At 69.1% G+C, this 26,200-nt stretch carries 23 protein-coding genes and 1 tRNA gene; 17 read left to right on the forward strand and 7 right to left on the reverse strand.

Annotated elements, in window-relative coordinates; all coding sequences use genetic code 11:
* Nucleotides 1-96 precede the first annotated feature (96 nt).
* Both cysC and ACWGKS_RS02325 read left to right on the forward strand, forming a co-directional pair.
* The gene (cysC, locus tag ACWGKS_RS02320) at nt 97-1,668 is read left to right on the forward strand and encodes an adenylyl-sulfate kinase (protein ID WP_358508860.1); all 1,572 of its coding nucleotides are present in this window, start codon (nt 97-99) and stop codon (nt 1,666-1,668) included.
* Complete coding sequence (locus ACWGKS_RS02325; RefSeq protein WP_358508858.1) at nt 1,669-2,418, forward strand: MazG family protein; 750 nt, start codon at nt 1,669-1,671, stop codon at nt 2,416-2,418.
* Nucleotides 2,419-2,467: 49 nt separating this feature from the next.
* On the opposite strand, the gene ACWGKS_RS02330 is transcribed toward ACWGKS_RS02325, so the two are convergent.
* Nucleotides 2,468-3,922, reverse strand: coding sequence for an FtsW/RodA/SpoVE family cell cycle protein (locus ACWGKS_RS02330; RefSeq protein ID WP_358508856.1), 1,455 nt, complete (start codon nt 3,920-3,922; stop codon nt 2,468-2,470).
* A 90-nt stretch (nt 3,923-4,012) separates the two neighbouring features.
* Nucleotides 4,013-5,218 (reverse strand): FAD-dependent monooxygenase, encoded by a 1,206-nt coding sequence (locus ACWGKS_RS02335; RefSeq protein WP_358508855.1) that lies wholly within the window; start codon nt 5,216-5,218, stop codon nt 4,013-4,015.
* A gap of 134 nt (nt 5,219-5,352) precedes the next feature.
* Between ACWGKS_RS02335 and ACWGKS_RS02340 the strand changes: the two genes are divergently transcribed.
* From ACWGKS_RS02340 to ACWGKS_RS02370, 7 genes are all read left to right on the forward strand, one after another.
* Nucleotides 5,353-5,904: a TetR/AcrR family transcriptional regulator gene (locus tag ACWGKS_RS02340; RefSeq protein WP_358508853.1), complete on the forward strand. Its 552-nt coding sequence runs from the start codon at nt 5,353-5,355 to the stop codon at nt 5,902-5,904.
* Between the two features lie 101 nt (nt 5,905-6,005).
* Nucleotides 6,006-7,289 (forward strand): phosphopyruvate hydratase, encoded by a 1,284-nt coding sequence (gene eno / locus ACWGKS_RS02345; RefSeq protein WP_358508851.1) that lies wholly within the window; start codon nt 6,006-6,008, stop codon nt 7,287-7,289.
* Nucleotides 7,290-7,463: 174 nt separating this feature from the next.
* Nucleotides 7,464-7,832 (forward strand): FtsB family cell division protein, encoded by a 369-nt coding sequence (locus tag ACWGKS_RS02350; protein ID WP_358508884.1) that lies wholly within the window; start codon nt 7,464-7,466, stop codon nt 7,830-7,832.
* Nucleotides 7,833-7,864: 32 nt separating this feature from the next.
* Entirely contained in the window at nt 7,865-8,449 is a 585-nt protein-coding gene (locus ACWGKS_RS02355; protein WP_358508849.1) for a DUF501 domain-containing protein, read from the forward strand.
* A complete protein-coding gene (locus ACWGKS_RS02360) occupies nt 8,446-9,447 on the forward strand; it encodes a Ppx/GppA phosphatase family protein (protein ID WP_358508847.1) in 1,002 nt (333 codons plus the stop codon). The genes ACWGKS_RS02355 and ACWGKS_RS02360 overlap by 4 nt, the downstream gene beginning before the upstream one ends.
* Before the next feature lie 410 nt (nt 9,448-9,857).
* Nucleotides 9,858-11,234, forward strand: a complete 1,377-nt coding sequence (locus ACWGKS_RS02365; protein ID WP_358508845.1) for an NAD(P)/FAD-dependent oxidoreductase — start codon at nt 9,858-9,860, stop codon at nt 11,232-11,234.
* A gap of 117 nt (nt 11,235-11,351) precedes the next feature.
* Nucleotides 11,352-11,425 (forward strand) — tRNA-Leu (locus tag ACWGKS_RS02370).
* Here the strand turns inward: ACWGKS_RS02370 and ACWGKS_RS02375 are convergent.
* On the reverse strand, nt 11,393-13,204 hold the full coding sequence (locus tag ACWGKS_RS02375) for a helix-turn-helix domain-containing protein (RefSeq protein WP_358508843.1): 1,812 nt from the start codon (nt 13,202-13,204) through the stop codon (nt 11,393-11,395). The genes ACWGKS_RS02370 and ACWGKS_RS02375 overlap by 33 nt on opposite strands.
* 222 nt (nt 13,205-13,426) lie before the next feature.
* Here ACWGKS_RS02375 and pruA point away from each other — a divergent pair, with 222 nt between their 5' ends.
* From pruA to ACWGKS_RS02390, 3 genes are all read left to right on the forward strand, one after another.
* Nucleotides 13,427-15,052 (forward strand): L-glutamate gamma-semialdehyde dehydrogenase, encoded by a 1,626-nt coding sequence (gene pruA, locus ACWGKS_RS02380; protein WP_358508841.1) that lies wholly within the window; start codon nt 13,427-13,429, stop codon nt 15,050-15,052.
* A gap of 150 nt (nt 15,053-15,202) precedes the next feature.
* Nucleotides 15,203-16,129 carry a proline dehydrogenase family protein gene (locus ACWGKS_RS02385; RefSeq protein WP_358508839.1) on the forward strand — a complete coding sequence of 309 codons (927 nt, stop codon included), beginning with the start codon at nt 15,203-15,205 and terminating at the stop codon, nt 16,127-16,129.
* A 158-nt stretch (nt 16,130-16,287) separates the two neighbouring features.
* Nucleotides 16,288-17,205 (forward strand): Bax inhibitor-1/YccA family protein, encoded by a 918-nt coding sequence (locus ACWGKS_RS02390; RefSeq protein WP_358508837.1) that lies wholly within the window; start codon nt 16,288-16,290, stop codon nt 17,203-17,205.
* Nucleotides 17,206-17,281: 76 nt separating this feature from the next.
* Here ACWGKS_RS02390 and ACWGKS_RS02395 read toward each other — a convergent pair whose 3' ends face one another.
* The 3 genes from ACWGKS_RS02395 to ACWGKS_RS02405 all read right to left on the reverse strand — a co-directional run bounded on the left by ACWGKS_RS02395 (nt 17,282) and on the right by ACWGKS_RS02405 (nt 20,086).
* Nucleotides 17,282-17,533, reverse strand: coding sequence for a DUF4287 domain-containing protein (locus tag ACWGKS_RS02395; protein WP_067607743.1), 252 nt, complete (start codon nt 17,531-17,533; stop codon nt 17,282-17,284).
* A gap of 237 nt (nt 17,534-17,770) precedes the next feature.
* Nucleotides 17,771-18,991, reverse strand: a complete 1,221-nt coding sequence (locus tag ACWGKS_RS02400; RefSeq protein WP_358508835.1) for an acetyl-CoA C-acetyltransferase — start codon at nt 18,989-18,991, stop codon at nt 17,771-17,773.
* A gap of 39 nt (nt 18,992-19,030) precedes the next feature.
* On the reverse strand, nt 19,031-20,086 hold the full coding sequence (locus ACWGKS_RS02405; RefSeq protein ID WP_358508834.1) for an SGNH/GDSL hydrolase family protein: 1,056 nt from the start codon (nt 20,084-20,086) through the stop codon (nt 19,031-19,033).
* 322 nt (nt 20,087-20,408) lie between these two features.
* Here ACWGKS_RS02405 and ACWGKS_RS02410 point away from each other — a divergent pair, with 322 nt between their 5' ends.
* From ACWGKS_RS02410 to ACWGKS_RS02420, 3 genes are all read left to right on the forward strand, one after another.
* Nucleotides 20,409-21,776, forward strand: coding sequence for a cystathionine beta-synthase (locus tag ACWGKS_RS02410; RefSeq protein WP_358508832.1), 1,368 nt, complete (start codon nt 20,409-20,411; stop codon nt 21,774-21,776).
* A 139-nt stretch (nt 21,777-21,915) separates the two neighbouring features.
* Nucleotides 21,916-22,644, forward strand: a complete 729-nt coding sequence (locus tag ACWGKS_RS02415; RefSeq protein WP_358508830.1) for an acyltransferase — start codon at nt 21,916-21,918, stop codon at nt 22,642-22,644.
* A 79-nt stretch (nt 22,645-22,723) separates the two neighbouring features.
* Complete coding sequence (locus tag ACWGKS_RS02420; protein ID WP_358508829.1) at nt 22,724-23,869, forward strand: cystathionine gamma-synthase; 1,146 nt, start codon at nt 22,724-22,726, stop codon at nt 23,867-23,869.
* Between the two features lie 193 nt (nt 23,870-24,062).
* On the opposite strand, the gene ACWGKS_RS02425 is transcribed toward ACWGKS_RS02420, so the two are convergent.
* Nucleotides 24,063-24,320, reverse strand: a complete 258-nt coding sequence (locus tag ACWGKS_RS02425) for a hypothetical protein (RefSeq protein WP_358508827.1) — start codon at nt 24,318-24,320, stop codon at nt 24,063-24,065.
* 326 nt (nt 24,321-24,646) lie between these two features.
* Here ACWGKS_RS02425 and ACWGKS_RS02430 point away from each other — a divergent pair, with 326 nt between their 5' ends.
* Together ACWGKS_RS02430 and ACWGKS_RS02435 are read left to right on the forward strand one after the other, a co-directional pair.
* Nucleotides 24,647-25,378 (forward strand): GntR family transcriptional regulator, encoded by a 732-nt coding sequence (locus tag ACWGKS_RS02430; protein ID WP_358508825.1) that lies wholly within the window; start codon nt 24,647-24,649, stop codon nt 25,376-25,378.
* A gap of 8 nt (nt 25,379-25,386) precedes the next feature.
* A complete protein-coding gene (locus ACWGKS_RS02435) occupies nt 25,387-26,199 on the forward strand; it encodes a GntR family transcriptional regulator (protein ID WP_358508824.1) in 813 nt (270 codons plus the stop codon).
* Nucleotide 26,200 lies beyond the last annotated feature (1 nt).

Below are 26,200 nucleotides of genomic sequence, written 5' to 3' on the forward strand. Positions count from 1 at the left end.
TGAGCTCGGACTCTTCCCGGTAGGAGCACCTCAGCGCCATGTCGGTGGAGGGTGCGGGATTACGCTGGGTGGGATCGCGACCATGGCAGAGGGAGGATGTGCGTGGTGAGTGTCCACAGACACGGGAGTCGGCAAGCCCCGGTCTTCGCCCCAGGTCCGGATGGGCTCGCCCACTTGGAGCTCATTCTCAGCGGGGCGTACCCGTTCCCGGGTTTCATGACCCGGGACGAGGTGGAGTCGGTCTCACGGAGCGGGCGGTTGCCCGACGGCCGGCCTTGGCCGGTTCCGGTCACCTTGGAGGTCCCCGAGGAGTTGGCCGGTGAGAAGGCGCTCACGCTCACCGATCTCGAAGGTGCGCCGTTGGCCGGGCTGGAGGTGCGCGAGCACTGGGAGGACGGGGGAGTCCACCGCCTGGCCGGTGACGTGACGATGCTGCGTCCGGCGACCTACGGGGTGTTGCGCGAGCTGCGCGCCACCCCGGCGGAGGTGCGGGCGCAGAGCGAGTTGGAAGGGGCCGGGGCCCGATCGCTGCTCGCGGTGGTCACCGACCGTCCGTTGCACCATCGGGCGCTGCACCAGATCCGGGCCGAGGCCGACGCGTTGGCGCGCGATGGTGAACGGGCCGAGGTGATCGTGGTGGTCGACGCCCCCCTGGAGGAGGAAGGGCTCGCTACCGCGGTGCTGGCCGCCGAACCCCTGTTGCCGCCGCGCAGCTCGTTCGTGGTCGTGACCCTGCCCCGCTCGCGGGCGCGCGCCACCGGAGCGGTCGGTGGCGACTGGAACGAACGGGACACGGCCCTGGCCGCGCACGTGGCCGCCGCCTATGGCGCCACCCACATGCTGGCCGAGTCGGGTGGACGCGGACCGGAGGTCGAGCGGGTGATGGCGTTGCGTCCACCGCTGACGGTTCTGGATCCCGAGCCGTGGCGGTACGACTCCGAGGAGGGGTTGTGGAAGCCGTTCACGCACGTGGACCCGGCGCGGGCGCTCGCCGAGCCCTCCGACGACGAGGTGGAGTCGGAGCTGGCGCATGGGCGTGAGCTGCCCGCGTGGCTCACCCCCGCTCGGGTCGGCGCGGAGCTGGCCCGGTTGCGTCCGGCCCGTACCAAGCGCGGTGTCACCCTGTTGTTCACCGGTCTTTCGGGGTCGGGCAAGTCCACCATCGCCCGCGGGGTTTCCGATGGAATCCGGCGGGCGGGGCGTCCGGTGACCCTGCTCGACGGAGACGTGGTGCGCCGGATGCTGTCCAAGGGGTTGACGTTCTCCCGGCATGACCGGGAGCTCAACATCCGGCGGATCGGTTACGTGGCCTCGGAGATCACCCGCCATGGCGGGGTCGCGGTGTGCGCGCCGATCGCTCCCTACGAGGCCGGGCGGGCGGAGGTTCGTGCCATGGTGGAGGAGTTCGGTGACTTCTTCCTGGTGCACGTGGCCACCCCGTTGGAGGTGTGCGAGGAGCGCGACCGCAAGGGCCTGTACGCCCAGGCGCGCGCCGGGGTGATCCCCGAGTTCACCGGGATCTCCGACCCCTATGAGGTGCCGACCGACGCCGACCTGGTGGTCGACACCGTGGACTCCGACCCGGCCGAGTCCGTGGCCGCGGTGATGGACGCCCTGCGCGAGGGCGGTTGGATCCCGGCCCTGGACCGGCACATGAGTGAGGAATAGATGACAGACGACGTCCGAGCCCCCGGACACCGGGTGCTGCGCCTGGTCGAGGTGATGGAGACGTTGCGCCGGGAGTGCCCGTGGGACGGCTCCCAGACGCACGAGTCCCTGGCCAAATACCTCATCCAGGAGTCCTACGAGACCTTGGAGACCATCGAGGAGGGCGACCACGCGCTGTTGCGCGAGGAGCTCGGTGACGTGCTGCTGCAGGTGGTCTTCCACGCGGCGATCGGCGCCGAGCGGCCCGAGGGGGATCCGGCGAGGTTCACCGTGGACGACGTCGCCGACGCCATCATCGACAAGATGACCCGCCGCCACCCGCACGTGTTCGGTGGTGTGGAGGTGTCGGGCACCGACGAGGTGTGGTCCAACTGGGAGGCCATCAAGGCGGCCGAGCGCGCGGAGAAGGCCAAGGCGAGGGGAGGCTCCGGCGAGGTCTCGGTGCTGGACGGGGTGCCGTTCGCCCAGCCGGCGGTGTTGCTCGCCCACGAGCTGCAAAAGCGCGCGGTGCGCAACGGCTTCCCCGCCGATCTGGTGGGCGACGACGGGGCCGAGGGCGGCGAGCTGTTCGCGGCGGTGGCGGTCGAGCGGGACCAGGGGCGGGACCCGGAGACGGACCTGCGCCTGGCGGCCCGCCGGTTCGACGGTCGGGTCCGGGCCGCGGAGGACGCGGCGCGCGCCGACGGTCGTGAGCCGCGCGGGTTGAGCGTCGAGGAGTGGCGTGGTTACTGGTCGAAGACCGAGGAGTAACCTCAAGGACCCTCGAACCCCTCCCACCGGTGTGCGACGTCCCCGTGCGTCACCTTCCCGACCGCCTCATCCCCTTCGGTAGGGAACGCACGTCGATCACCTCGGTGGAGGGGTCGCTCGGAGCCAACCCCGCGCTGAACGTCTCCTGTGGCCGGCGGGCGGTATCGCCGATGGCCGACAACAGGCCCACGATGACCCAGTTGGCCATCAGCGCCGACCCGCCCGCCGACAGGAACGGTGTGGTCATGCCGGTCAGCGGGATGATGCGGGTGGCGCCGCCCAGAACGATGAACACGTCGAACGCGGTCAGGAATCCGCAGCCCAGCGCGGTCAGCTTCAGGAACACGTCGCGGCTGCCCAGGGCGACGCGGAACGCCCGCTGGGCGAACAGGAACAGCAGGAACAGGACGGCGATGAGGCCGGTGAACCCGAGCTTCTCGCCTACCGACACCAGGATCAGGTCGCTGTCGGCGGCGAAGATCTCCTGGGCCTGCCCGTCGTGGAAACCGGTGCCGAGCAACCCGCCGTAGGCCAGGGCGATCAGGCCCTCCACCACCTGGAAGCTGCCGCCGGGCGAGTTGTAGACCTCGACGTCGAAGGCGTTCAGCCAGATCCGCACCCGGTTCTGCACGTGACCGAACAGCAGGTACGCCACGTACGCGCCGCCCGCGAAGGCCACCAGGCCGATGAGCACCCAGGACTTGCGGGCCGTGGCGGCGTAGAGCACCGCCAGGAACGTCCCGAACAGCAGCAGCGAGGTGCCCAGGTCCTTGGTGCCCACCAGCAGCAGGATCGCCAGGCCCCAGCCCAGACCCATGGGCGCCAGGTCGCGGGCGCGCGGGGCGCTGAACACCTTCACCCCGCCAATCCGGAAGGTGCGGGTCGCCGTGGCCAGGACGTCACGCCGTCTGCCCAGGTAGGAGGCGAGGAAGAGCACCAGCAGCACTTTGGCGAACTCCGAGGGCTGCATGGTGAACGGGCCGATCATGATCCACCGGCGCGCACCCAACACCTCGTGCCCCAGCGGGGACAGCGGCAACAGGAGCAGGACGAGCGCGCCCAACGCGATCAGGTAGGTGTACTGGGCCAGTCTTCGGGGCCTGCGGGCCAGCACCACGGTGGCCGCGCACAGCCCGAGCCCGATCAGGGTCCACAGCAGTTGCCGGTCGGCCTCGGTGTGCTCCTCCCCGCCGGTGCGCGACATCTGCAGCGCCCAGATCATGGTCAGGCCGATCCCGCTCAGCGTCGTGGCCACCGGGAGCAGGACGGGGTCGGCGTAGGGGGCGATGAATCGCAGCAGGACGTGCACGCCCAGTGCTCCGAGGCCGACGGCCGTCACGTAGGTGGAAACGCCGGGGTCGATCCCGCCGGTGATCGCTAGGGAGGCCGACGCCAGGCCGGCGGCGGTGACGGTGAGGGCGATCAGGAGCAGTCCGAGTTCGGCCCGCCGTCGGCGGACCGGACGTAGTGTGCCGTCCGCGGGTGCGCTCTGAGGGTCCGCCACGGTTCGAACTATAAGCCGGTGAACTCCCGGTTCAAGGAGCGGGGCCGGTTCCGGGCGGGTCAGTTCGAACCACCCGGAACCGTGAGTTCATCACCTTTGGGACCCGATGGGGTCGGGGTCCAGGTCGAAGGCCTCCGAGGACCGGTCCAGTTTCCCGGTGAACGTTCCCAGGGTCTTGATCAGCGGCGCCGCGCGCATGACCAGGTCCCGGGCCACGAGGCCGAAGCGGGTCTTGGGCGCGAGGAAGCGCATACCGCTGTCGGCGATGTCCTGGTTGGCGCCGACGAAGGGACGCATCCGGTCCTCGTAGGCGGCCAGGGCCCGAGCCACGTCGGTGTGTCGTCCCAGTTCCTGGGCCAGGGCGTAGGCGCCGACCACCGCGAGGGTGCTTCCCTGGCCGGACAGCGGAGAGGGGCAGTACCCGGCGTCGCCCAGCAGGGTGACCCGGCCTCGCGACCAGCGGTCCATCCGGATCTGGGTGATGGAGTCGAAGTAGAAGTCCTCGCTGTCCTCCATGGCGTCCAGGATCCTGTCGCTCTCCCACCCGTTGCCGGCGAGCACGCTCCGCAGGAACGCGCGCTGTTCGGCGGGGGAGAGGCGCTCCACCCCGAGCGGGCGGGGTACGTGCATGCCCAGGATCGCCTTGGCCCCCTCGGCCCGTGGGGTCCGGTACATCCCGACGAGCCTGCCGGGTGTGTTGTACAGCAGGGCCTCCCGGTCCAACCCGACGTGGTCGGGGATGGTGAAGATGCTGATGTAGGCGCCGAGGAAGCGGGCCAGGGGGTCCTCCGCCCCGAAGACGAGACCGCGCGTGTTCGAGTGCAGGCCGTCGGCTCCGACGACCAGGTCGAAGGTGCGCGGTGCCGCGTCGGCGAAGGTGACGTGGGCTCCGTCGTCGTCCTGGTCGATGCCGGTGATGGTGTCGTCGTAGAGGTATTCGGCGTACTCGGTGGTGGGTTCGTGCAGGATCCGCACCAGGTCGCCGCGCAGGATCTCCAACGAGCGATCCTCGTCGGAGATCACCCCGGTGTGCAGACCGACGCGGCGGCGCCCGTCCGCGTCGACCAGGGCGAGGTGGTTCATCTCGGTGACCTTGGAGCGGATCTCGGGCAGGTGACCCATGCGCTCGACCACGTCGATGGCCTTGCCGCGCAGGTCGATGGCGTATCCGCCGGGCCGGGGCTCGGGGGCCTTCTCGACGACGGTGACGCTGATCCCGTGGTGGTGGAGCCAGTGGGCCAGTGCGGGCCCGGCGATGCTCGCTCCGGAGACGAGGACTGTTCGAACGGCGGACATGGGGCCGTCAGAGCTCCTTGTGTCGTGGAATCCCCACGCTAAACGGATCACTTACCGTGCGTCAAGTAACCTACCGGGCGGCAGGTTCGGGATAGACTCGGCGGATCGATCACGAGGGACGGGAGTGAGCCGGGGTGCCCAGGGAGCGGAGCGACACGAAGACCGAGATCAGGGCGGTGGCCCTGGAGTTGTTCGGTCGCAAGGGCTACGAGAAGACGAGCCTGCGGGAGATCGCCGAACGACTCGACATCACCAAGGCCGCGCTCTACTACCACTACCGATCCAAGGACGAGCTCCTCCAGGCGATGGTGCGGCCCCTGCTCGACGACGCCGAGGAACTGCTCGGGGCCTACTCCGGCGGCGGCGTCGACCCGCGGGCGCTCCTCGGCGACCACTTCGACCTGTGTGTGCGCCACAGCACCCTCTTGCTCGCCCTGCTCAACGACCTCGGGTCGCTGGGGGAGAGTGGTCTGGTGGACCGGATCGTCGAATGGCGGCGCGGGCTCGACGTGGCGTTGGTGGGTGAGGAACCGGAAACGCCCGCGCGTATGGGCGCGGTGGTCGCCCTCGGCGGAATCCAGGACATCGCCGTTCTGGTGGCCCCCGGGGACGCCGAACGCCACAGGGAGGCGGCCGTGGAGATCGCGCTCGCCGCCCTGGACGCCGGCCTCTCGTATATGGACTAGACCAATGTGGCCGGGGGGACTCCACCGATGGGGGTCCGGGTCGCTAGTCTCGTGTCCGGGTCGGAAAGAGTTGGCCCAGACACCGAAGAGACGGAGAGATCGTGGCGTCCATCGAGTCAGTACAGGCGCGGGAGATCCTTGACTCCCGGGGAAACCCGACAGTCGAGGTCGAGGTTCTGCTCGACGACGGGATCACTGCCCGCGCTGGTGTTCCCAGCGGTGCCTCCACCGGACGGTTCGAGGCGGTCGAGCTGCGCGACGGCGGCGACCGCTACGGCGGTAAGGGTGTGACCAAGGCCGTCACCGCGGTCAACGACGAGATCGCCGAAGAGCTGCGCGGCCACACCCCGGACGAACAGCGCACCATCGACCGTGCGCTCATCGACCTGGACGGCACCCCGGACAAGTCCCGGATCGGCGCCAACGCCATCCTGGGCACCTCCCTGGCCGTGGCCAGGGCCGCCGCCGAGGAGGCCGACCTGCCGCTGTACCGCTACATCGGCGGTCCCAACGCGCACGTGCTGCCCGTGCCGATGATGAACATCCTCAACGGTGGTGCGCACGCCGACAGCAACGTCGACATCCAGGAGTTCATGGTCGCTCCGATCGGCGCGTCGACCTTCTCCGAGGCCGTGCGATGGGGCACCGAGGTCTACCACTCCCTGAAGTCGGTGCTCAAGGCCCATGGCCTGGGCACCGGTGTCGGTGACGAGGGTGGCTTCGCCCCGAACCTGGACAGCAACCGTGCCGCCCTGGACCTCATCGTCGAGGCGATCGAGAAGGCCGGCTACAAGGTCGGTTCCGACGTCGCCCTGGCGTTGGACGTGGCCGCCAGCGAACTGTTCTCCGATGGTGTGTACACCTTCGAGGGCAAGTCCCGAACCTCCGAGGAGATGGCCACCTACTACGCGGAGCTCGTCGACGCCTACCCGCTGGTCTCCATCGAGGACCCCCTCGACGAGGAGGACTGGGAGGGCTGGAAGAAGCTCACCGAGCGGCTCGGCGCCAAGGTCCAGCTGGTGGGCGACGACCTGTTCGTCACGAACCCCGAGCGGCTCCAGCGCGGCATCGACGCCGACACCGCCAACTCGCTGCTGGTGAAGGTCAACCAGATCGGCACCCTGACCGAGACCCTGGACGCGGTGTCCCTCGCCCAGCGCAGCGGTTACACGGCGATGATCAGCCACCGTTCCGGCGAGACCGAGGACACCACCATCGCCGACATCGCGGTGGCCACCAACGCCGGCCAGATCAAGACCGGTGCCCCGGCGCGCAGCGAGCGGGTCGCCAAGTACAACCAGCTGCTGCGCATCGAGGAGGAACTCGACGACGCCGCCGTGTACGCGGGCGTGTCGGCCTTCCCGAGGTTCACCGAGCGCGGCTAGTCTGCCCCAGTGTCCCGCGAAACGCAGCAGCAGCCCACAAAGGCCCGGAAGTCGGCCAAAACCGACAAGCCGCGGAAGGGTGCTGCCACCAGAGCGGGCACGACGGCCAAGGCCACGACGAAGGCCAAGGCCACCAAGGCCACGAGCGCGGGCCGCACCCGTCGGGTGCGGCCCATGCTCACCAGCCGGGCCGCGATCCTGGCCCTCGTGGTCATCGTGATCGCGCTGAGCCTGGCCTATCCGCTCCGCGAGTACGTCATGCAGCGTGCTCAGATCGCCCAGTTGCAGGACGATCGGGCCCGCATGGAGACCAACGTCGAGGAGCTGCGCGAGCGCGAAGAGGCGTTGAACGAGGACGCCTACGTGGAGCGCGAGGCCCGCGCCCGCCTGCACTACCAGTACCCGGACGAGACCGCCTACATCGTCATCCGTCCCGAGACCGAGGACGAGGAGAGGGTCGACCCCTCCGAGCCTCGTGACCCCTGGTTCACCGAGCTGTGGCGCTCGGTGGAGGAGGCCGACCGGCCCGACGACGGGCTCTGACCAGCCTCGGCTGCGCCTATGCTGGTTGGGTCATGACTTCCGCAGATCAGCCCGTTCCGGGGCATACCGATGGTGATCCCGCCTCCGAGCGCGACCTCGCCGCGATCGAACTCCAGTTGGGTCGCCCGCCTCGCGGGGTCCGCGCCGTCGCGCACCGCTGCCCATGCGGCCTGCCCGACGTGGTGAAGACCGCCCCCCGCCTGGAAGACGGCACCCCCTTCCCGACGTTGTACTACTTGACCTGCCCGCGCGCCGCCTCGGCGATCGGTCGGTTGGAGGGCGACGGCGCGATGCGCCGAATGCAGGAGCGTTTGGGTGAGGAGCCCGACCTCCAGGAGGCCTACACCAAGGCCCACGAGTCCTACATCGCCGATCGTTCCGAACAGGCCCGCCTGGACGGTGTGGAGCCGCTGCCAGAGGGCATGCAGAGCACCGGTGGGATGCCCACACGGGTCAAGTGCCTGCACGCCCTGGTCGGGCACGAGCTCGCCTCCCCGGGGGCCAACCCCATCGGCGCCGAGGCGCTGGACGAACTCCCCGACTGGTGGGACCGGGGCCCGTGTGTGTGCGTGGACGAGAACGCCCCCGAGGGCGCTGAAGGGACGGACGCTTCATGAGCGGTGTCGCCGCGATCGACTGCGGAACCAATTCGATCAGGCTGTTGATCGCCGACGTCGTCTCCCTCGACGGTGACGAGGTCCAGGTGGTCGACGCCGACCGGCGCATGGAGATCGTGCGTCTGGGTGAGGGCGTGGACGAGACCGGCGCGTTCTCCGAGGAGGCGCTGGAGCGCACCTTCGACGCGCTGCGCGGGTACGCCGAGGCGATCGAGGCGCACGGTATCGAGCCGGGCCCGGACACGGTGCGTATGGTCGCCACCAGCGCCACCCGGGACGCGAGCAACCGTCAGGTGTTCGTGGACGGGGTCCGCGAGATCATCGGGGTGGAGCCCGAGGTGGTCACCGGACTGGAGGAGGCCGAACTGTCCTTCGTCGGGGCCACGGCCGAGCTGGACGCCGAGGCGGCCGACGGGGGGAGTGACGGGGACTTCGCCCCGCCCTTCCTGGTCGTCGACATCGGCGGCGGCTCCACCGAGTTCGTGTTGGGCGGCCTGGGCGAGGACGACGAACTGGTTCGGGAGTCCCTGTCGGTGAACATCGGTTGCGTGCGCATGAGCGAGCGCCACCTGAGTTCGGACCCGCCGACCGACGAACAGATCCAGGCGGCCACGGCCGACATCGAGGTCGCCCTGGACGAGGTGGAGAAGGTCGTCCCGCTGGGCGAGGCCGGCTCGGTGGTGTGCGTGGCCGGGACCGCGACGACGGTGGCCGGGATCTCCCTGGACCTTCCCGAGTACGACTCCGAGCGTATCCACCACACCCGGGTCTCCACGGCCGACCTGGAGCGCATCACCGGTGATCTGCTGCGTTCCACGCACTCCCGGCGCGCGGAGATCGGGGTCATGCACCCCGGTCGCGTCGACGTCATCGGGGCGGGCGCCCTGGTGCTGTCCCGCGTGCTGGCGCGTACGGGCGCCGATCACTTCACCGCGAGCGAGCACGACATCCTGGACGGTGTGGCCTGGAGCCTCATCGCGGCGGGGGAGGGGGCCTGACCCGGACCCCACACGGGGAGACCGGTCGTCAGGGCCGATACATCGAGGCGTGACCTCCTGGAAAGGGAACTTCGGGCGAATCCGGAGGGACTTCCGGGAGGTGCGCCCCGGGACCTTGGGTGAGACGTGTCACCCGTAGTCCTCTTGTGAATGCATTCACAACCCATCTGACCTGCGAAGACGTCTCTCGCATATGCCGTGGGGTGGTCTGAAGGTAGGCGGATGTGAACCTTCCTGCGGATGGCTGCTTGTGAAAGAATGCACAAGCGGCCTCCGCAAGAGGCGAAGGTAGGAGATCACGACTCGGAGGTCGGCCCGATCGCACTTGGTCGGGGAACCGAAGACCGTGACAGGCTTTGCGGCCCTTGAGGCAAGGGCGCCACAGGAATAACCGTTAGGGCGGAAATGCGATGACCGAGAGCAGGAACTACCGGCTGGTACACGGCGGCGGGGACGAGGCGGAGATCCCGCACATCCTCATCGTCGGGGGCGGTTACCTCGGGATGTACACCGCGAGGCGGCTGGAGAAGAAGTTGGGGGCCGGTGAGGCGCGCATCACCGTCATCGACCCCAACTCCTACATGACCTACCAGCCCTTCCTGCCCGAGACGGCCGCCGGCAGCATCTCCCCGCGCAACGTCGTGGTGCCGCTGCGCAAGGTCTTCGACCGTGTCCGCGTCCTCAGTGGTCGCGTCGTGCGCATCGACAGCGCCCAGAACACGGTCCGCTACGAGCCCAACGTCGGTGAACCCCAGACGATGGCCTACGATCACCTGGTCATGGCCGCCGGTGCCGTCTCCCGCACGCTGCCCATCCCCGGGCTCGCGGAGTGGGGCATCGGCATCAAGACCGTCGAAGAGGCCGCCTACCTGCGCAACCACGTCCTCAACCAGCTCGCCATCGCCGACTCCACCGACGACAAGGACGTGCGCGCCAAGGCGCTCAACTTCGTCTTCGTCGGTGGCGGTTTCGCCGGTGCCGAGGCCATCGCCGAGCTGGAGGACATGGTCCGCGACGCCGTTCGCGTGCACCCCTCGATCGAGCAGGACGAGGTGAACTTCTACCTCATCGAGGCCGCGGACAAGATCCTGCCCGAGGTCGGCCCCGAGGTCGGTGCGAAGGCCCTCAACCAGCTCCGTCGCCGCGACATCGACGTGCGTCTCAGCACGTTCCTGGAGTCGGCCGCCGACCAGCACATCAAGCTCAGCGACGGCACCGAGTTCGACGCCGGCACCCTGGTGTGGACCGCGGGCGTCAAGCCCAGCCCGGTCGTGTCCGCCAGTGACCTGCCCCTGGGCCCCAAGGGTCACGTCGACACCACCGAGTACCTGACCGTGAACGGCACCGACAACGTCTTCGCCGGTGGCGACAACGCCCAGGTGCCCGACGGCAAGGGCGGCTACTACCCGCCCAACGCCCAGAACGCGGTCCGTCAGGCCCCGGTGCTCGCCGGCAACGTCATCGCGACCCTGCGCGGCACCGATCTGAAGGCCTACAAGCACGACAACCTCGGGGCCGTCGCCGGTCTGGGCGTGCACAAGGGGGCCGCCCAGCTGTTCGGCAAGATCAAGCTGAACGGCCGTCTCGCCTGGTACGCGCACCGCGCCTACCACCTGCTCGCGGTGCCGACCTTCAACCGCAAGCTGCGGGTGCTCTCCGACTGGACGCTCTCCCTCTTCCTCAAGCGCGACTTCGCCGCGCTTCCCGAGATGGCCGAGCCCCGTCAGGCCTTCGAGGCGGCCAGCAGCCCGCAGGTCGAGGACGGTCGACTTCGTCGAGTGAGCTGACGCGCGTCACGAGAACACAGAAAACGGCCGGGTTCCACTGGAGCCCGGCCGTTTTCTGTCCCCTTCCGGCCAAGCAGAACCAAAGTGGGCAATCGGCCCGGCCGGTATGATGGTGTCGCCCTCGTAGCCCAATGGCAGAGGCAGGCCCCCTAAAAGGGTCACAAGTGTCGGTTCGAGTCCGACCGAGGGTACTTTCGAGCGCGATCATCCAGGTCGTGTCGCTCCATGAGCAGCTGGAGCCAGGTGAACAACCGCTCGCCGGGATCACCCAGGTCGATGCCGCTGACGGCGGCCGCGCGCCGCACCCGGTAGCGCAGCGTGTTGGGGTGGACGTGCAACCGCTCGGCGGCGGAACGGGCGTCCCCGAACGCCTCCAGGTAGGCCAGCAACGAGTGCACCAGGTCGGCGCCCCCGGCACGGTCGTGCTCCATCAACCGGCTCACCCGCGGGTCCCGCAGTGACGGATCCGCCCGAAGGTGCGCCAGGGTCTCGCTGATCAGCACCTGTGAGCGCACGTCGGAGATGGTGGCCACCTCCCAGTCGTCGTCCCGGTCCAGGTCGCGTTCCATGGCGTCCAGGACCCGGTCGGCCTCGCCGCGCGACTCGGGCACGTCGCCCAGCCGTTCCACCAGCGAACCCACCGCCGCCTGTACCCGAACGCCGAGCGCCGCGCGCGCCGCCGCCACCGTCCTGCGGGCCAGAGCCACCACCGACTGCTCCACCCCGCGCCACCCCTCACGGCCGCGGGCCAGATCCGGGAGCAGGACGTACACCCGCCCGTCCAGATCGGTGGTCAGGGAACCGCGCCGGTAGGCGGCGGTGTGCACCGACACCAGGTCGATGAGCCGGCGCCGACGCAACTCCCGTTCGGGGCGGTCGGCGCGTTCGCCGGTCCCGCCCTCGACGTCCTCGGACTCCGAACCTCGACGCGGTGAGAACGCGATCACCAGCGCCGCCCGGTCGGTGTGCACCTCGACGGTGTCGGCCAACGCGCTCGCGTCGATGCGTCCCTCCAACAGGCTCGACAACAGGTCCTCGCGCAGCCGCAGGCCCGCGCTGGCCTGGGTGCGCTGGCGGATCATGTGCAGCGCGGTGGTGCGGGCCGCGCCCAGGAGCGCCTCCTCCGCGTGCGCGGCCAGGGGTTCGGACCCCTCCTGCACCCAGATCGAGCCCAACGGTCGACGCCCCGCGTGGATGCCCACCGCCAGCCGGCGGCGGATGCCCAGTTCGGGGTGCTCGTCGACGCGCACGACCTCCTCGCCCGAGCGCAGTTTGGCGAACACGCCCCATTCGCGCAGCAGCGCCAGGTACGACTCGGGTCCCTGCCGGCCGAGCACCGACAGTCGGCGCAACTCGTCCACCTCGGCGCCGCTGGAGTAGGCCAGCACCCGGCTCGCGGCGTCCTCGATGCTCACCAACCCGCCGGTGAGGTGCGCGATGGTCTGCGCCATGGAGAACAGGTCGCCGCCCGCCTCCGACAGGTCCTCGGTGGCGGTCACCCGGGCGTCGTCCACGATGTGCTGGCACACCGACTGCAACTGGTCCCACCGCACCTCGGGTCGCACCGTCAACAACGCGATCCCGGCCTCCTGGGCTTCGGTCCGCAGGGCCAGCGCCTCCTCCACCGAGCGCTGGACGCGCCCCGACCTTTGCTCGGTCGGCGGAGGCAACACCTCCTGTGGCTGTGCGTGGACACCGGTCTTGACCGCGACCGCCGTCGCTCCCTGCTCGGCGAGCGTGCGCACCATGCTCCGTGCCCGGGAACCGCGCACCCCGATCAACAGCACGAGGTCGCCCTCCCGTGCCTCCACGCGATCCTCGGGGTCAAGGATGACGACCTTGTCCACCTGAACATCAAGTCCGTGGGGGGCTGCGGCCACGTCGACCACCGGGTCGCCGAGGGCGAGTAACAGCGCGCGCAGTGCGACGCCCTCTTCGACTTCCCCATCTTGACCATCCTGAACAGGCATGACGTGGTTCCTTCCCAAGGGTTTCCGGGGTATGGCACTACTGGGGCCACGGCTTCCCGGCTGTGGCGAAGTCGCATGCGAAAGTATCCCTGTTTGTTCTAGCGGACAAATAAGTCCGGCAAAGAGTGGCCCGGCCCACAAGGTAGGGATGTCCACGCTCTGAGACCGTTGAATCAGCCCAACCCTGCTCGTTCAGGGACATTCTTTCCAGGGAGGTGCCCCATGGACGCCGTGACCAACGTCCCGCTGCCGGTCAACGAACCCGTTCTCTCCTACGCTCCGGGTAGCCCCGAGCGCGTCGAGCTCGAAGCCAGGCTCGCGGAGCTCGGCCGCGAGAGCATCGACCTTCCGATGCGCATCAACGGTGAGAGCCGCATGGGCGGTGGCGAGCCCATCGACGCCGTTCAGCCGCACAAGCACGCGTCGGTCCTGGGCACGATGCGCAACGCCACCCAGGATGACGCCCGCGACGCCATCGCCGCCGCGAAGGCCGCGGCCCCCGCCTGGCGCGCGATGTCCTTCGACGACCGCGCCGCCATCATCCTGCGCGCCGCCGAGCTGCTCGCCGGCCCCTGGCGTGCCACGATCAACGCCGCCACCATGCTCGGTCAGTCGAAGACCGCCCAGCAGGCGGAGATCGACGCGGCCTGTGAGCTCATCGACTTCTGGCGCTTCAACGTCTCCTACGCCCGCGGGCTCATCGAGCAGCAGCCGCTGAGCGTCAAGGGCGTGTGGAACCGGATGGAGCAGCGTCCGCTGGAGGGGTTCGTCTACGCGATCACCCCCTTCAACTTCACCGCCATCGCCGGCAACCTGCCCACCGCCCCGGCCCTGATGGGCAACGTGGTCGTGTGGAAGCCGTCCCCGACCCAGCAGTTCGCCGCCGAGCTGACCATGCGCCTCCTGGAGGAGGCCGGTATGCCCCCGGGCGTCATCAACATGGTCACCGGTGACGGTCTGGCCGTCTCCGACGTCGCCCTCAACGACCCCGAACTGGCCGGTGTGCACTTCACCGGGTCCACCAAGACCTTCCAGCACCTGTGGAAGAGCGTCGGCGAGAACATCTCCAACTACCGCTCCTACCCGCGCATCGTGGGCGAGACCGGTGGCAAGGACTTCATCGTCGCCCACTCCTCCGCCGACCCGGAGGTGCTGCGCACCGCCATCGTCCGCGGCGCGTTCGAGTACCAGGGCCAGAAGTGCTCCGCCGCCTCGCGCGCCTTCGTCGCGCGTTCGGTGTGGGAGAAGATGCGCGACGACCTGGTCGCCGAGACCGAGGCCCTGACCATGGGCGACGTCACCGACCTGTCGAACTTCATGGGCGCCGTCATCGACCGTCGCTCCTTCGACAAGCTGGCCAAGGTCATGGAGGACGCCAAGTCCGACCCGACCCTGAACATCATCGCCGGCGGCACCGCCGACGACTCGGTCGGCTACTTCGTGCGCCCGACCATCATCGAGGGCACCGACCCGAGCAACGACGTCTTCCGCACCGAGTACTTCGGTCCGGTCGTCGCCGTCCACGTCTACGAGGACGACGACTTCGACGCGATCCTCAAGGTCGTCGACGAGGGCTCGGCCTACGCCCTGACCGGCGCCATCCTGGCCACCGACCGGGCGGCCGTGGCCAAGGCGACCGAGGCCCTGCGCTTCACCGCCGGCAACTTCTACATCAACGACCGCCCGACCGGCTCCATCGTCGGTCAGCAGCCCTTCGGTGGCGGTCGCGCCTCCGGCACCAACGACAAGGCGGGTTCGGCGCAGAACCTGTCCCGTTGGGCCAGCCCGCGCGCCATCAAGGAGACGTTCGTCGCGCCGACGATCTCCTCCTACCCCCACCAGGGGTAGTGCCCCGGGCGCGTACCTCCTCCTCCGTCCTGAGGAGGTGCGCGCCACATCCACGCCCCCCGAGGAACCCATCGGTGCGGCCGGGTCGACCGGCCGTGCTCCGTCCGCGCCGACCGCGACCGGTTCGCGCACGTCTTCTTCGAGGTCACCATGCTTCGTAAACCCCTGCTGCTCGCCGCCAGGTCCGCGACCTGCCGCAAGCTCGTCGAGCGCACGCCCATGACCCGGGCCATGGTCACCCGCTTCGTCGCGGGATCCACCCGGGAAGAGGCCCTGCCGGCCGTCCACGAGTTGGCCGAGGACCGCTACGTCACCCTGGACTTCCTCGGTGAGGACACCACCGACCTGTCCCAGGCCACCGCCACGGTCAACGCCTACCAGGACCTGCTCGCCGCCCTGGGCGAGGCCGGACTGGGCGACCGCGCCGAGGTCTCGGTCAAGCTGTCGGCCGTCGGTCAGTTCCTGAACGCGGACGGCGAGAAGATCGCGTTGGAGAACGCGCGCAAGATCGCGGAGGCCGCGAAGGCGATCGGCACCACGGTCACCCTCGACATGGAGGACCACACCACGGTCGACTCCACGTTGGGTCTCCTGCGCGAACTGCGCGAGGACTTCCCGTTCGTGGGCGCGGTGCTCCAGGCCTACCTGCGTCGCACCGTGGCCGACTGCCAGGACCTCAGCGGCGCCGGTTCCCGGGTGCGTCTGTGCAAGGGCGCCTACGACGAGCCCGAGTCCGTGGCCTACCGGGACAAGCGGGAGGTCGACAAGGCGTACGTGCGGGCCCTGCGCGTCCTCATGGAGGGCGAGGGCTACCCGATGGTGGCCTCGCACGACCCGCGGATGATCGCCATCGCCGGAGAGCTGGCCGCCACCAACGGCCGTGGCGCGGACGACTACGAGTACCAGATGCTGTACGGCATCCGGGACGCCGAACAGGTGCGCCTGGCCGCCGAGGGCAAGCGCATGCGCGTGTACGTGCCCTACGGCGACGAGTGGTACGGCTACTACATGCGTCGTCTGGCGGAGCGTCCCGCCAACATGCTCTTCTTCGCACGGTCGTTGATCACGCGCGGTTGAGCGACCGCCGAGCACGCGCTCGTGTCGACGGCCCGCCCCGTTCCCCGACGGCGCGGGCCGTCGCCGTTTCCCAACGGTGACCTTCTCTCGGAACCCGGACAGAGGCCCGTACGTTACTTTGTGGGCAGCAATCCACGCGTGAAAGGCCTTTACTAGACATGCGGATGCGCAGTTCCAACCCCGTCCTCAAGCGGGCGCTACAACAGCAGTCCGGGCCCGGCCAGGGCTACGGGCAGCAGGGCTATGGCCAGCCGGGGTACGGACAGCCGTACCCGCAGCAGGGTTACCCCCAGCAGGGCTACGGTCAGCCCGGTCACCCGCAGCAGGGCTATCCCCAGCAGGGTTACCCGCAGCAGGCGGCCGCCGACCAGCCGATGACCATCGACGACGTGGTCGTGCGCACGGGTATGACCCTGGGCGCGGTCGCGCTGTTCGGCGTCATCAACTACTTCCTCTTCATGAGCAACACGGGCCTGGGCATGGCGCTCATGTTCGTGGGCATGCTCGGTGGCCTCGTGCTGGGCCTGGTGATCGCGTTCAAGCAGATCACCAACCCGGTCGCGATCCTGAGCTACGCGGCTCTGGAGGGTCTGCTGGTCGGTGGCCTGTCCGCCTTCCTCGGCGCGACCCTCTCGGTCACCCTCAACGACCCGTCCGCGGGCACCTCACTGGTCTCCCAGGCCGTGATCGGCACGGTCGCGGTCTTCGCCGTGATGCTGGCGCTGTACAAGTTCCGGATCATCAAGGTGACCGACGGCTTCGTCAAGGCCGTCTCCTACGCCGTCATGGGCGCGGCGGCGCTGATGCTGGTCAACTTCGTGCTCAGCTTCTTCATCGCCGGTGGCATGGGCCTGCGTGGCCCCACCTGGCTGGGCCTGGGCGTGGGCATCGTGTTCGTCGTGCTGGCCGCCCTGACCCTGGCCATCGAGTTCCGTGGCATCGAGGAGGGCGTCGCCGCCGGCATTCCGAACAAGTTCGCCTGGCAGTTCGCCTTCGGTCTGACCGTCTCCCTGGTCTGGCTGTACATCGAGATCCTGCGTCTGCTCTGGATCATCAAGACGATGTTCGCCGAGTAGCGCTCGATCGTCCCGCACGGATGGGCCGCCCCGAAGACGCTTCGGGGCGGCCCTTTCTCGTTCGCCGTTCCCTGGGTCAGGAACCCTCGCGGCGCGGTGCCGGGATGGTCCGGTTCCTTCGGCGTCGGTCGTACTCGGTGACGATGGCCTGGGCGTAGCCGTGGGTGAGGTCGTACTCGTCGGCGAGCCAGTGTGACCGGTCCAAGGGGCGCAGCAGGCCCGGTCCCTTGTCGAGCGAGTCGAACCACTCGTGGAGTCCTCGGCCTGTCACGACCGGGATGCGTTCGATGAGCTTTGCGTGGATCTCCGGCGAGTGGGCAACCGACATAGGCACCTCCGCAGTGCGTTGGGCGTGTGGCACTTACCTGCGACCATGCATCAGGTTCACGGTTCGGACAAGACCTGGTCGCCGGCTTTTACCTTGCCGGAGCGGGAACGTTCTCCCAGAGGTGCTATACGGCCGAACCCGGAGGGAACTTCGACCTTTTCGCATGCTTTCGTCGGGCCGGGCGACGCGAAGGGCCCCGGACCGATCCGGTCCGGGGCCCCGAGAACGCTTCGCGGATCAGCTGAGGCGCTCGAAGACGGCCGCCATGCCCTGGCCGCCGCCGACGCACATGGTCTCCAGACCGAACGTCTTGTCGTGGAATCGCAGACCGTTGATCAGCGTGCCGGTGATGCGCGCGCCGGTGCTGCCGAACGGGTGGCCCACGGCGATGGCGCCGCCGTTGACGTTGAGCCGGGAGTCGATGTCGATGCCCAGCCGGTCGGCGGAGGGCAGCACCTGGGCGGCGAAGGCCTCGTTGATCTCGACCAGGTCGATGTCACCGATCGCCATGTTGGCGCGGGCCAGGGCCTGCTTGGAGGCCTCGACCGGGCCCAGGCCCATGATCTCGGGGCTCAGACCGGTCACGCCGGTGGAGACGATCCGGGCCAGCGGGGTCAGACCCAGCTGCTTGGCCTTGGTGTCGCTCATGATGACGAGGGCGGAGGCGCCGTCGTTGAGCGGGCAGGCGTTACCGGCGGTGACGCTGCCGTCGGGGCGGAAGACCGGCTTGAGCTGCGAGACCTTCTCGTAGGTGGTGCCGCGTCGGATGCCGTCGTCGGTGCTGACGACCGTGCCGTCGGGCAGGGTCACCGGGGTGATCTCCCGCTCCCAGAAGCCGTTGTCGAGGGACTTCTCGGCGAGGTTCTGCGAACGGACGGCGAACTCGTCCTGGCGCTGACGGGAGACGCCGGTGAGCTCGGCGACGTTCTCCGCGGTCTGGCCCATCTCGATGTAGGCGTCGGGCAGGAGGCCGGACTCGCGCGGGTCGGTCCAGTCGCCCTGGCCGCCCTCCTTGCGCTTCTCGGTGCGGGCCTTGGCGTCCGCGAAGAGCGGGTTCTCGTTCTGCGGGTTGTCGCTGCTGCCGTTGACGAAACGGCTGACGGTCTCCACACCGGCGGAGATGAAGACGTCGCCCTCACCGGCCTTGATGGCGTGGTAGGCCATCCGGGTGGTCTGCAACGAGGAGGAACAGTAACGGGTGATGGTGGTACCCGGAACGCTGTCCAGGCCCAGCTGCACGGCCACGATGCGGGCCATGTTGAAGCCCTGGTCACCACCGGGCAGACCACAGCCGAGCATGAGGTCGTCGATGCTCTCGGGGTCGAGCTCGGGGACCTTGGCCAGGGCCGCGCCGATGATCTGGGTGGTGAGGTCGTCCGGACGCATGTCCTTCAGGGAGCCCTTGAAGGCCCGGCCGATCGGGGAGCGCGCGGTGGCGACGATGACTGCTTCGGGCATGTTCCTCGTCCTTGTCGTGGGCACGTTATTACTGACCAGTTAACCCGTCGGGCGTTCCCGCGCGCCATCCGGGGTCCTCGTTCCCGAGTCCTTCGGATCGGGCCCTCGACCGTGTTCCCGGGGCGTGTCCCGGAGGCGGAACGGGCCGCGGATGAGGGCCGACCACCCGGAGCGCGAACCACTCGGTTCGGGGCCATCGGCCCGCGTGACCTCGGTTCCCGGGGTCTCGGAGGCGACCACGGCCGCGCGTTCGACCGGCAGGACGCCACGGGTGCGTTCGTCCTCGTCGAGTTCGGGCAGCAGTCCCAGGGCGGCGCACGCGGACGGAAGAACGACGAACGCGGCCTGGGCGTACCCGCGAGCCGACGGATGAAAACGGTCTGGTCCGAACATGGAACCAGGGTCCGTCCGAAAATCCTCGCCGAGGATGTCGCTCAGTGAGACGGTGCGCCCGCCGACCTCGGTGACCGCGATCGTCTGGGCGGCCGCCAGTTGGCGCGAGGCCCGCCTGGCCACCGACCGCAGTGGCCAGCCGATGGGGCGCACCGTTCCCAGGTCCGGGCAGGTCGCCACCACCACCGGTGTGCCCAGCCCCATCAGCTCCCGGGTGACGTCGCGCAGCGCCGCCACCGCGTCGTTGGGCCGTACCCGGCGGATCACGTCGTTGGCGCCGATGAAGACCACCGCCACGTCGAAGCGCCGGTCGGGCACGCGCGCCCCGGCCCGTTCGAGTTGGCGGCCGAGGTCGGCCGAGGTGGCGCCCGGCTTGGCCGTGCAGCGCAGCCGCACCGGACGATCGGAGGCCGCGGCGATCCCCGCGGCCAGCATCACGCCGGGTGTCTCACCCGCCTCCTCCACGGCGAACCCGGCGGCGGTGGAGTCGCCGATCATCAACAGCCGCAGTGGCGGTCCGTCCCCGTCGCCGTAGGTGCCGTCGGCGCGGGGCCGCTTCCACTCGGTCACGCCGATGGCGTTCTTGGCCAGCCTGGCCTGGAGGTAGAGCAGGGCCAGCGTGCCCCCGCCCACGAGCGTGAGGCCGCCTCCACCGAAGGCGGTGGCGGCGGCGATGCGTCGGGCTCGCGTGGCTCGCAGCATGCGGAGGTCACCCCCGGTGAGTAGGACCCGCCTCAGGCACCGGCGAGCCGGTCGTCCACCGACGTTACCGGCGGGGAACCCGGTGGTCACGTACCTTGGCGGCACACAAGTCGCGCCTTCGGGACACCTGCTCGATACGTTCGCGAGGGTGGGGCCGGTCGGTTCGGTGCTTCGCGCCAGGTGAGGCGGAACGAACCCCCGAGAACACGCCCTAGAGTTCAGGGTGGGGGAGACCGGAACGGTCCCCACCGGCCTCGGGTGTCACCGGGGATGCGAGACAGGCGGGCCGAAGACCCGGTCGCCACTATGCGAAGGAGCGAAGTTGCGGGTACACGACTCACTCATCGACCTGGTCGGGGACACCCCGTTGGTTCGTCTGCGGAAGGTCACCGAGGGACTGGCCCCGACGATCCTGGCGAAGGTCGAGTACTTCAACCCGGGCGGGTCGGTCAAGGACCGCATCGCGCTGCGCATGGTCGAGGCCGCCGAGAAGAGCGGCGCGCTCAAGCCGGGCGGCACGATCGTGGAGCCCACCTCGGGCAACACCGGCATCGGTCTGGCGATGGTCGCCCAGGAGAAGGGCTACCGCTGCGTCTTCGTCTGCCCGGACAAGGTCGGCCCGGACAAGCTGTCGGTGCTGCGGGCCTACGGTGCCGAGGTCGTGGTCTGCCCGACCACGGTCGCGCCGGAGCACCCCGAGTCCTACTACTCGGTCTCGGACCGGCTGGCCCAGGAGATCCCCAACGCCTGGAAGCCCAACCAGTACGAGAACCAGAACAACCCCGATTCGCACTACCACTCCACGGGCCCGGAGATCTGGGACCAGACCGAGGGCCGCATCACGCACTTCGTGGCGGGCATCGGCACCGGTGGAACCATCAGCGGCACCGGTCGCTACCTCAAGGAGGCCTCCGAGGGGCGCGTGCAGGTCGTGGGAGCCGACCCCGAGGGTTCGGTCTACTCGGGCGGAAGCGGTCGCCCCTACCTGGTCGAGGGCGTGGGCGAGGACATCTGGCCCGGCACCTACGACACGGCGATCTGCGATGACATCGTGGCGGTCAGCGACAAGGACTCGTTCCTGATGACCCGTCGCCTGGCCAAGGAGGAGGGCCTGCTGGTGGGCGGCTCCTGCGGTCTGGCGGTGGAGGCGGCGCTGCGTGTGGCCGAGACGGCCGGGCCGGACGACGTCATCGTCGTGCTGCTGCCGGACGGCGGCCGCGGCTACCTCGGCAAGATCTTCAACGACGAGTGGATGTCCGACTACGGCTTCCTGTCGGCCGAGACCGAGGAGGCCACCGCGGGCAAGGTGCTGGGCGACAAGGAGGGCGAGATGCCCGACTTCGTGCACAGCCACCCGGACGAGACCGTTGGCACCGCCGTGGCGATCATGCGCGAGTACGGCGTCTCCCAGCTGCCGGTGATGAAGGAGGAGCCGCCGGTCATGGCGGCCGAGGTCGTGGGTTCCATCGCCGAGCGCGACCTGCTGGACGCCCTCTTCGACGGCCGCGCGGACCTGGACGACCTGGTGGAGACCCACATGGCCAAGCCGCTGTCCACGGTGGGCACCGGAACCCCGGTGAGCGACTGTGTGCGTCTGCTGCGCAGGTCGGGCGCCCTGGTGGTGCTGCGCGACGGCAAGCCGGTGGGGATTCTCACCCGTCAGGACCTGCTGGCGCACCTTTCCGGCTGAAGGTAGCGGCCTTCGCGCACCGGGTCTCGAACGTTGTTCGGGGCCCGGTTTTCACGTACCGGACAGGGTGCCGCATACTCGGACACTGCTAATGTTCGTCGCATTGGTATTTACTGGCCGGTAATAAGTAGGTGCACCCGTGTCCCGGCTCCTCAACTGGATCATCCGTTCCGTCTGGTCGTACGCACGCACCCACGGTGAGATCCGTGCGGAGTCGAAGGCCGGCCGTAGGTTCGCCCGCTTCGGCAGTGGTTCGGCCATCGCCTTTCCCATCGCCACCCTGTACGGCGAACCCTGGATCGAGATCGGGGTGCACACCGTCCTGGGCGGCGACATCACCCTGGCCGCGGGGATGGGCCCCGACTACGACCTCGGCGAGGGCTCCGTCGTGCGCATCGGGTCAGGGTGCGCGATCGGCCGCGGCTCGCACGTGGTCGCCCACCGGTCCGTCGACATCGGTGACCACGTCTACACCGGGCCCTACGTCTACATCACCGACCAGAACCACTCCTACGCCAACACCGACATCCCCGTCGGCCTGCAGTGGCCGGTGGACGACCCGGTGAGCATCGGCGCCGGGAGCTGGCTGGGCGCCAACTCCGTGATCCTGCCCGGCGTGCACCTGGGGCAGAACTCGGTGGTCGCCGCCGGCACGGTGGTACGCCCCGGCACCTACCCCGACCACGCCGTCATCGCCGGGATCCCGGGCAAGGTCGTGCGCGCCCACGATCCCGAGCTGGGCTGGGACCCGCCGCTGCGCGGCACCGGGACGCCCACCCGCGTGCCCACCCCGGTGACCGGTCTGCCGCCCGAGGCTCCCGCCGAACCACCGGAACCGGGCTCGCCCACCCGTTTCCCGCCGGCCTGACCGTCCCGCCCGTCCGGAGTATGAGACCTCCCAGTTGACAGCGGGTCCCGTGTGGATCCTGGGCACTATTGTTGGCCCCATGAAGTTCGATGGGTTTGAAACGCTGGCCATCCACGCGGGGCAGGAGCCGGACGCCGGCACCGGCGCCGTGGTGGTGCCGATCTACCAGACGAGTACCTACGCCCAGGACGGCGTCGGCGGGATGCGGCAGGGATACGAGTACTCCCGCACCGCCAACCCCACGCGCACCGCGCTGGAGGAGTGCCTCGCCGCCCTGGAGGCCGGATCGCGCGGGCTCGCCTTCGCCTCCGGCATGGCCGCCGAGGACACCCTGCTGCGCACGGTCCTCTCCCCGGGCGACCACGTCATCATCCCCGGCGACGCCTACGGGGGCACCTTCCGGCTGATCTCCAAGGTGGTCGAGCGCTGGGGTGTCAGCTGGGACGCGGTCGATCAGACCGACGTCGACGCGGTGCGGGACGCCATGCGCCCCAACACCAAGGTCGTGTGGACCGAGACGCCCACCAATCCGCTGTTGGGCATCACCGACATCGAGTCGGTCGCCCAGGTCGCGCACGACGGTGGCGCCCTGTACGTCGTGGACAACACGTTCGCCTCGCCCTACCTGCAGCGGCCGATCACGCTGGGCGCGGATGTGGTCGTGCACTCCACCACCAAGTACGTCGGTGGCCACTCCGACGTGGTCGGTGGAGCGCTGGTCGTCGCCGACGCCGAGTTGGGCGAGCGGCTGGCCTTCCACCAGAACACCATGGGAGCTATTCCGGGCCCCTTCGACTCCTGGCTGACCCTGCGCGGTGCCAAGACCCTCGGGGTGCGGATGGACCGCCACAGCGAGAACGCCGAGCGCGTCGTGGCCGCCCTGGAGGGCCACCCCGCGGTGCGACGTGTGTACTACCCGGGGTTGGAGTCGCACCCGGGGCACAAGATCGCCGAGCGGCAGATGCGTTCCTTCGGTGGGATGGTCTCCTTCGCTCTGCGCGATGGGGAGAAGGCGGCACTGGAGCTGTGTGAGCGGACCAAGGTCTTCACGCTCGGGGAGTCCCTGGGCGGGGTCGAGTCCCTCATCGAGCACCCGGGGCGGATGACCCACGCCTCGACGGCGGGTTCACCGCTGGAGGTACCGGCGGATCTGGTGCGGATCTCCGTGGGCATCGAGTCCGGGGATGACCTGGTCGCCGATCTGTTGCAGGCGTTGGAGGGCTGATCCCTCTCGGGGCCCGCGCGGCGCTGCCGCGCGGGTTCCCCGGCGTCGTTGCCGGGCCCGTCGCGGCGTACTTCGGCCTCGCGGCCGTCATCGCGACCCACGTGGTCGGGGCGGGTCGTGAGCGCGGTCGTGGGGGGATGACTCCGAGCCGGAGTCCTGGACCCTGGGAGGATCACCGCCGGGGTTCTTCTCCTCAGGCCGCGGTGGGCGTGCGGTCCTGGGTGGGAAGGGGCGCGGTGTCGTCGGTGGTCTCGTCGTCGCGGAAGTGCAGGCCGCAGACGAAACGGCTGGTGTGGGACAGGGCGCTGTCGTTGTCGTCGTCTCGCAGCGAGCGGTAGCTGCCTCGGCTGTCCTGACGGCGGATGCCGATGGAGACGGCCAGGAAGAAGCCGACCGCGAGGCCGAGGAGGATCAGGCCGACGAAGGTCAAAGCGATGAACGTGTTCTCCATTGCGGTTCTCCTAAGGGGTGTGGAGAGTCTTTTCTGCTATCCGGTCGGCCCCCCTGTGAACCGAGGGGGCGTTGGCTGTGATCTCAAGGTGTGAAGGCTTCCCTCTTGCTGTTCGGTGCTGTTGTTCTGTGTGGGATCGGTGGGGAGTGGGTCGTCCCCCGGGTTTTCTCGGCCGAGTGACCGAGAGAGGGATCCACTGTGTACTCCGGGTGGCCTTCAACTAATATGGGTTCAACGGAACTGGTTGAACTTGTTCGGCTGGTGTAGCTCTCAGCTTGTTGGTACAGGTTGAGTTGTTGGTCTTTTACCCCTATGAGGGCGGACTTATGCGGGCAGAAAGCCGATATCGACAGATCGCTCGAACTCTGCGCAGGGAGATCCAGGAGGGAAGCCTCCCGCAGGGGGGTCAACTGCCCTCCGAGAAGCAGATGGAGGAGCGCTTCGAGGCCTCCCGCAACACCATCCGTCTGGCCCTGGGCATGCTGCGCAACCAGGGCCTCATCGTGAGCAGACCCGGGCGCGGCCATTACGTGCAGGACGTGGTCCCCGAGATCTTCTACGCCACCCGCAGTCGTGGCGGCCCCGGCGGGTTCAACGAACCCAACCTCGCCGGGCTGACCCTGGAGGAACTCCAACTCCTCAGCGCCAACTCCGACATCGCCCCACGGCTGCGCGTCCCGGAGGGCACCATGACGGTCGTCCGACACCTGCACCGCTTCGCCGGAGACCGATCCGGTTCCGTCAGCTCCGCGTTCTATCCCATGGACCTGGTCGAGGGCACCCCGCTCATGCTGCCCGAGGACGTGGAGAGCGCCCTGGAGGTCCTCATGGACCACGGCCACCGCCAGGTCGGCTACGTGGACGAACTGGAGACCCGGATGCCCACGCCCCAAGAGGCGAGCCAACTGGAGCTCACCCCCGGGGTGCCGGTCCTGGAGGTCCACCGCACCGACTACTCCGAGGACCGTCCCATCCGGTTGGTGCACACTGTGTACGCGGGGAACAGCATTCGCTACCAGTACGAGCACGGCGACCTCAACGCCTACCACCGGGACTGATGCATCGCATGAGCACACCGAAGAAGACGCTGGTCGCCGACCACCTGCGCGAGGCCCTCGCCAGAGGCGACTACGAGCCGGGCGAGCGACTACCCGGCGAGGAGGACCTCGCCGACGACCTCGGGGTCTCCCGCGCCACGGCGCGCCTGGGCATGCGCATCCTCCAGGACGAGGGGCGCATCGACATCGTCCCCGGCCGTGGGGCGTTCGTCGCCGACCACCAGCCGTTCCTCCACCTGGCCACCCCGGTCTCCGGCGGCAGCGACTCCGAGCGCTTCGAAGCCGGCTACCAGCCCCGACTGTTGCAGGCCGGCTACCACGACATCGACGAGAAGATCAAGGTCAGCCTGGACACCATGCGGCCCAAGGTGGCCAAGCGGTTGCGCCACGAAGCCGACGACCGGACACAGCACGGCGGCCTCGTCGTGATCCGTTCCTCCGACCGCTTCGTCGACGGAAGTCTCTGGCAGTCCCAGATCACCTACTTCCCGTTCTCGATCGCCTCTGGAACCGCGCTCATGTCCCCCGAACCCTTGGAGGGCGGAGTGTCGGCGGTCATGCGCGACCTGGGCTTCCGCGAGAGCTGGAACTGGGACATCGTGGGTGCGCGCATGCCCTCGCCGGACGAGGCCGAGGCCTTCGGGCTGGGCCCCGGTATCCCACTGCTGGTGCAGGAACGGTCCGCCTACGACGGGGACCGACCACTGCGCTTCACCGAGACGCTCATGCCGGCCAACCGCCACCAGTTGCTGTACTCGGGCGGCGACGCCCCCGAGGAGCTTCTGCTCATGGCCTCGGACGTCAACATCTTCGAGCGCTGAT

Source organism: Nocardiopsis sp. NPDC055879 (genome assembly GCF_053615935.1).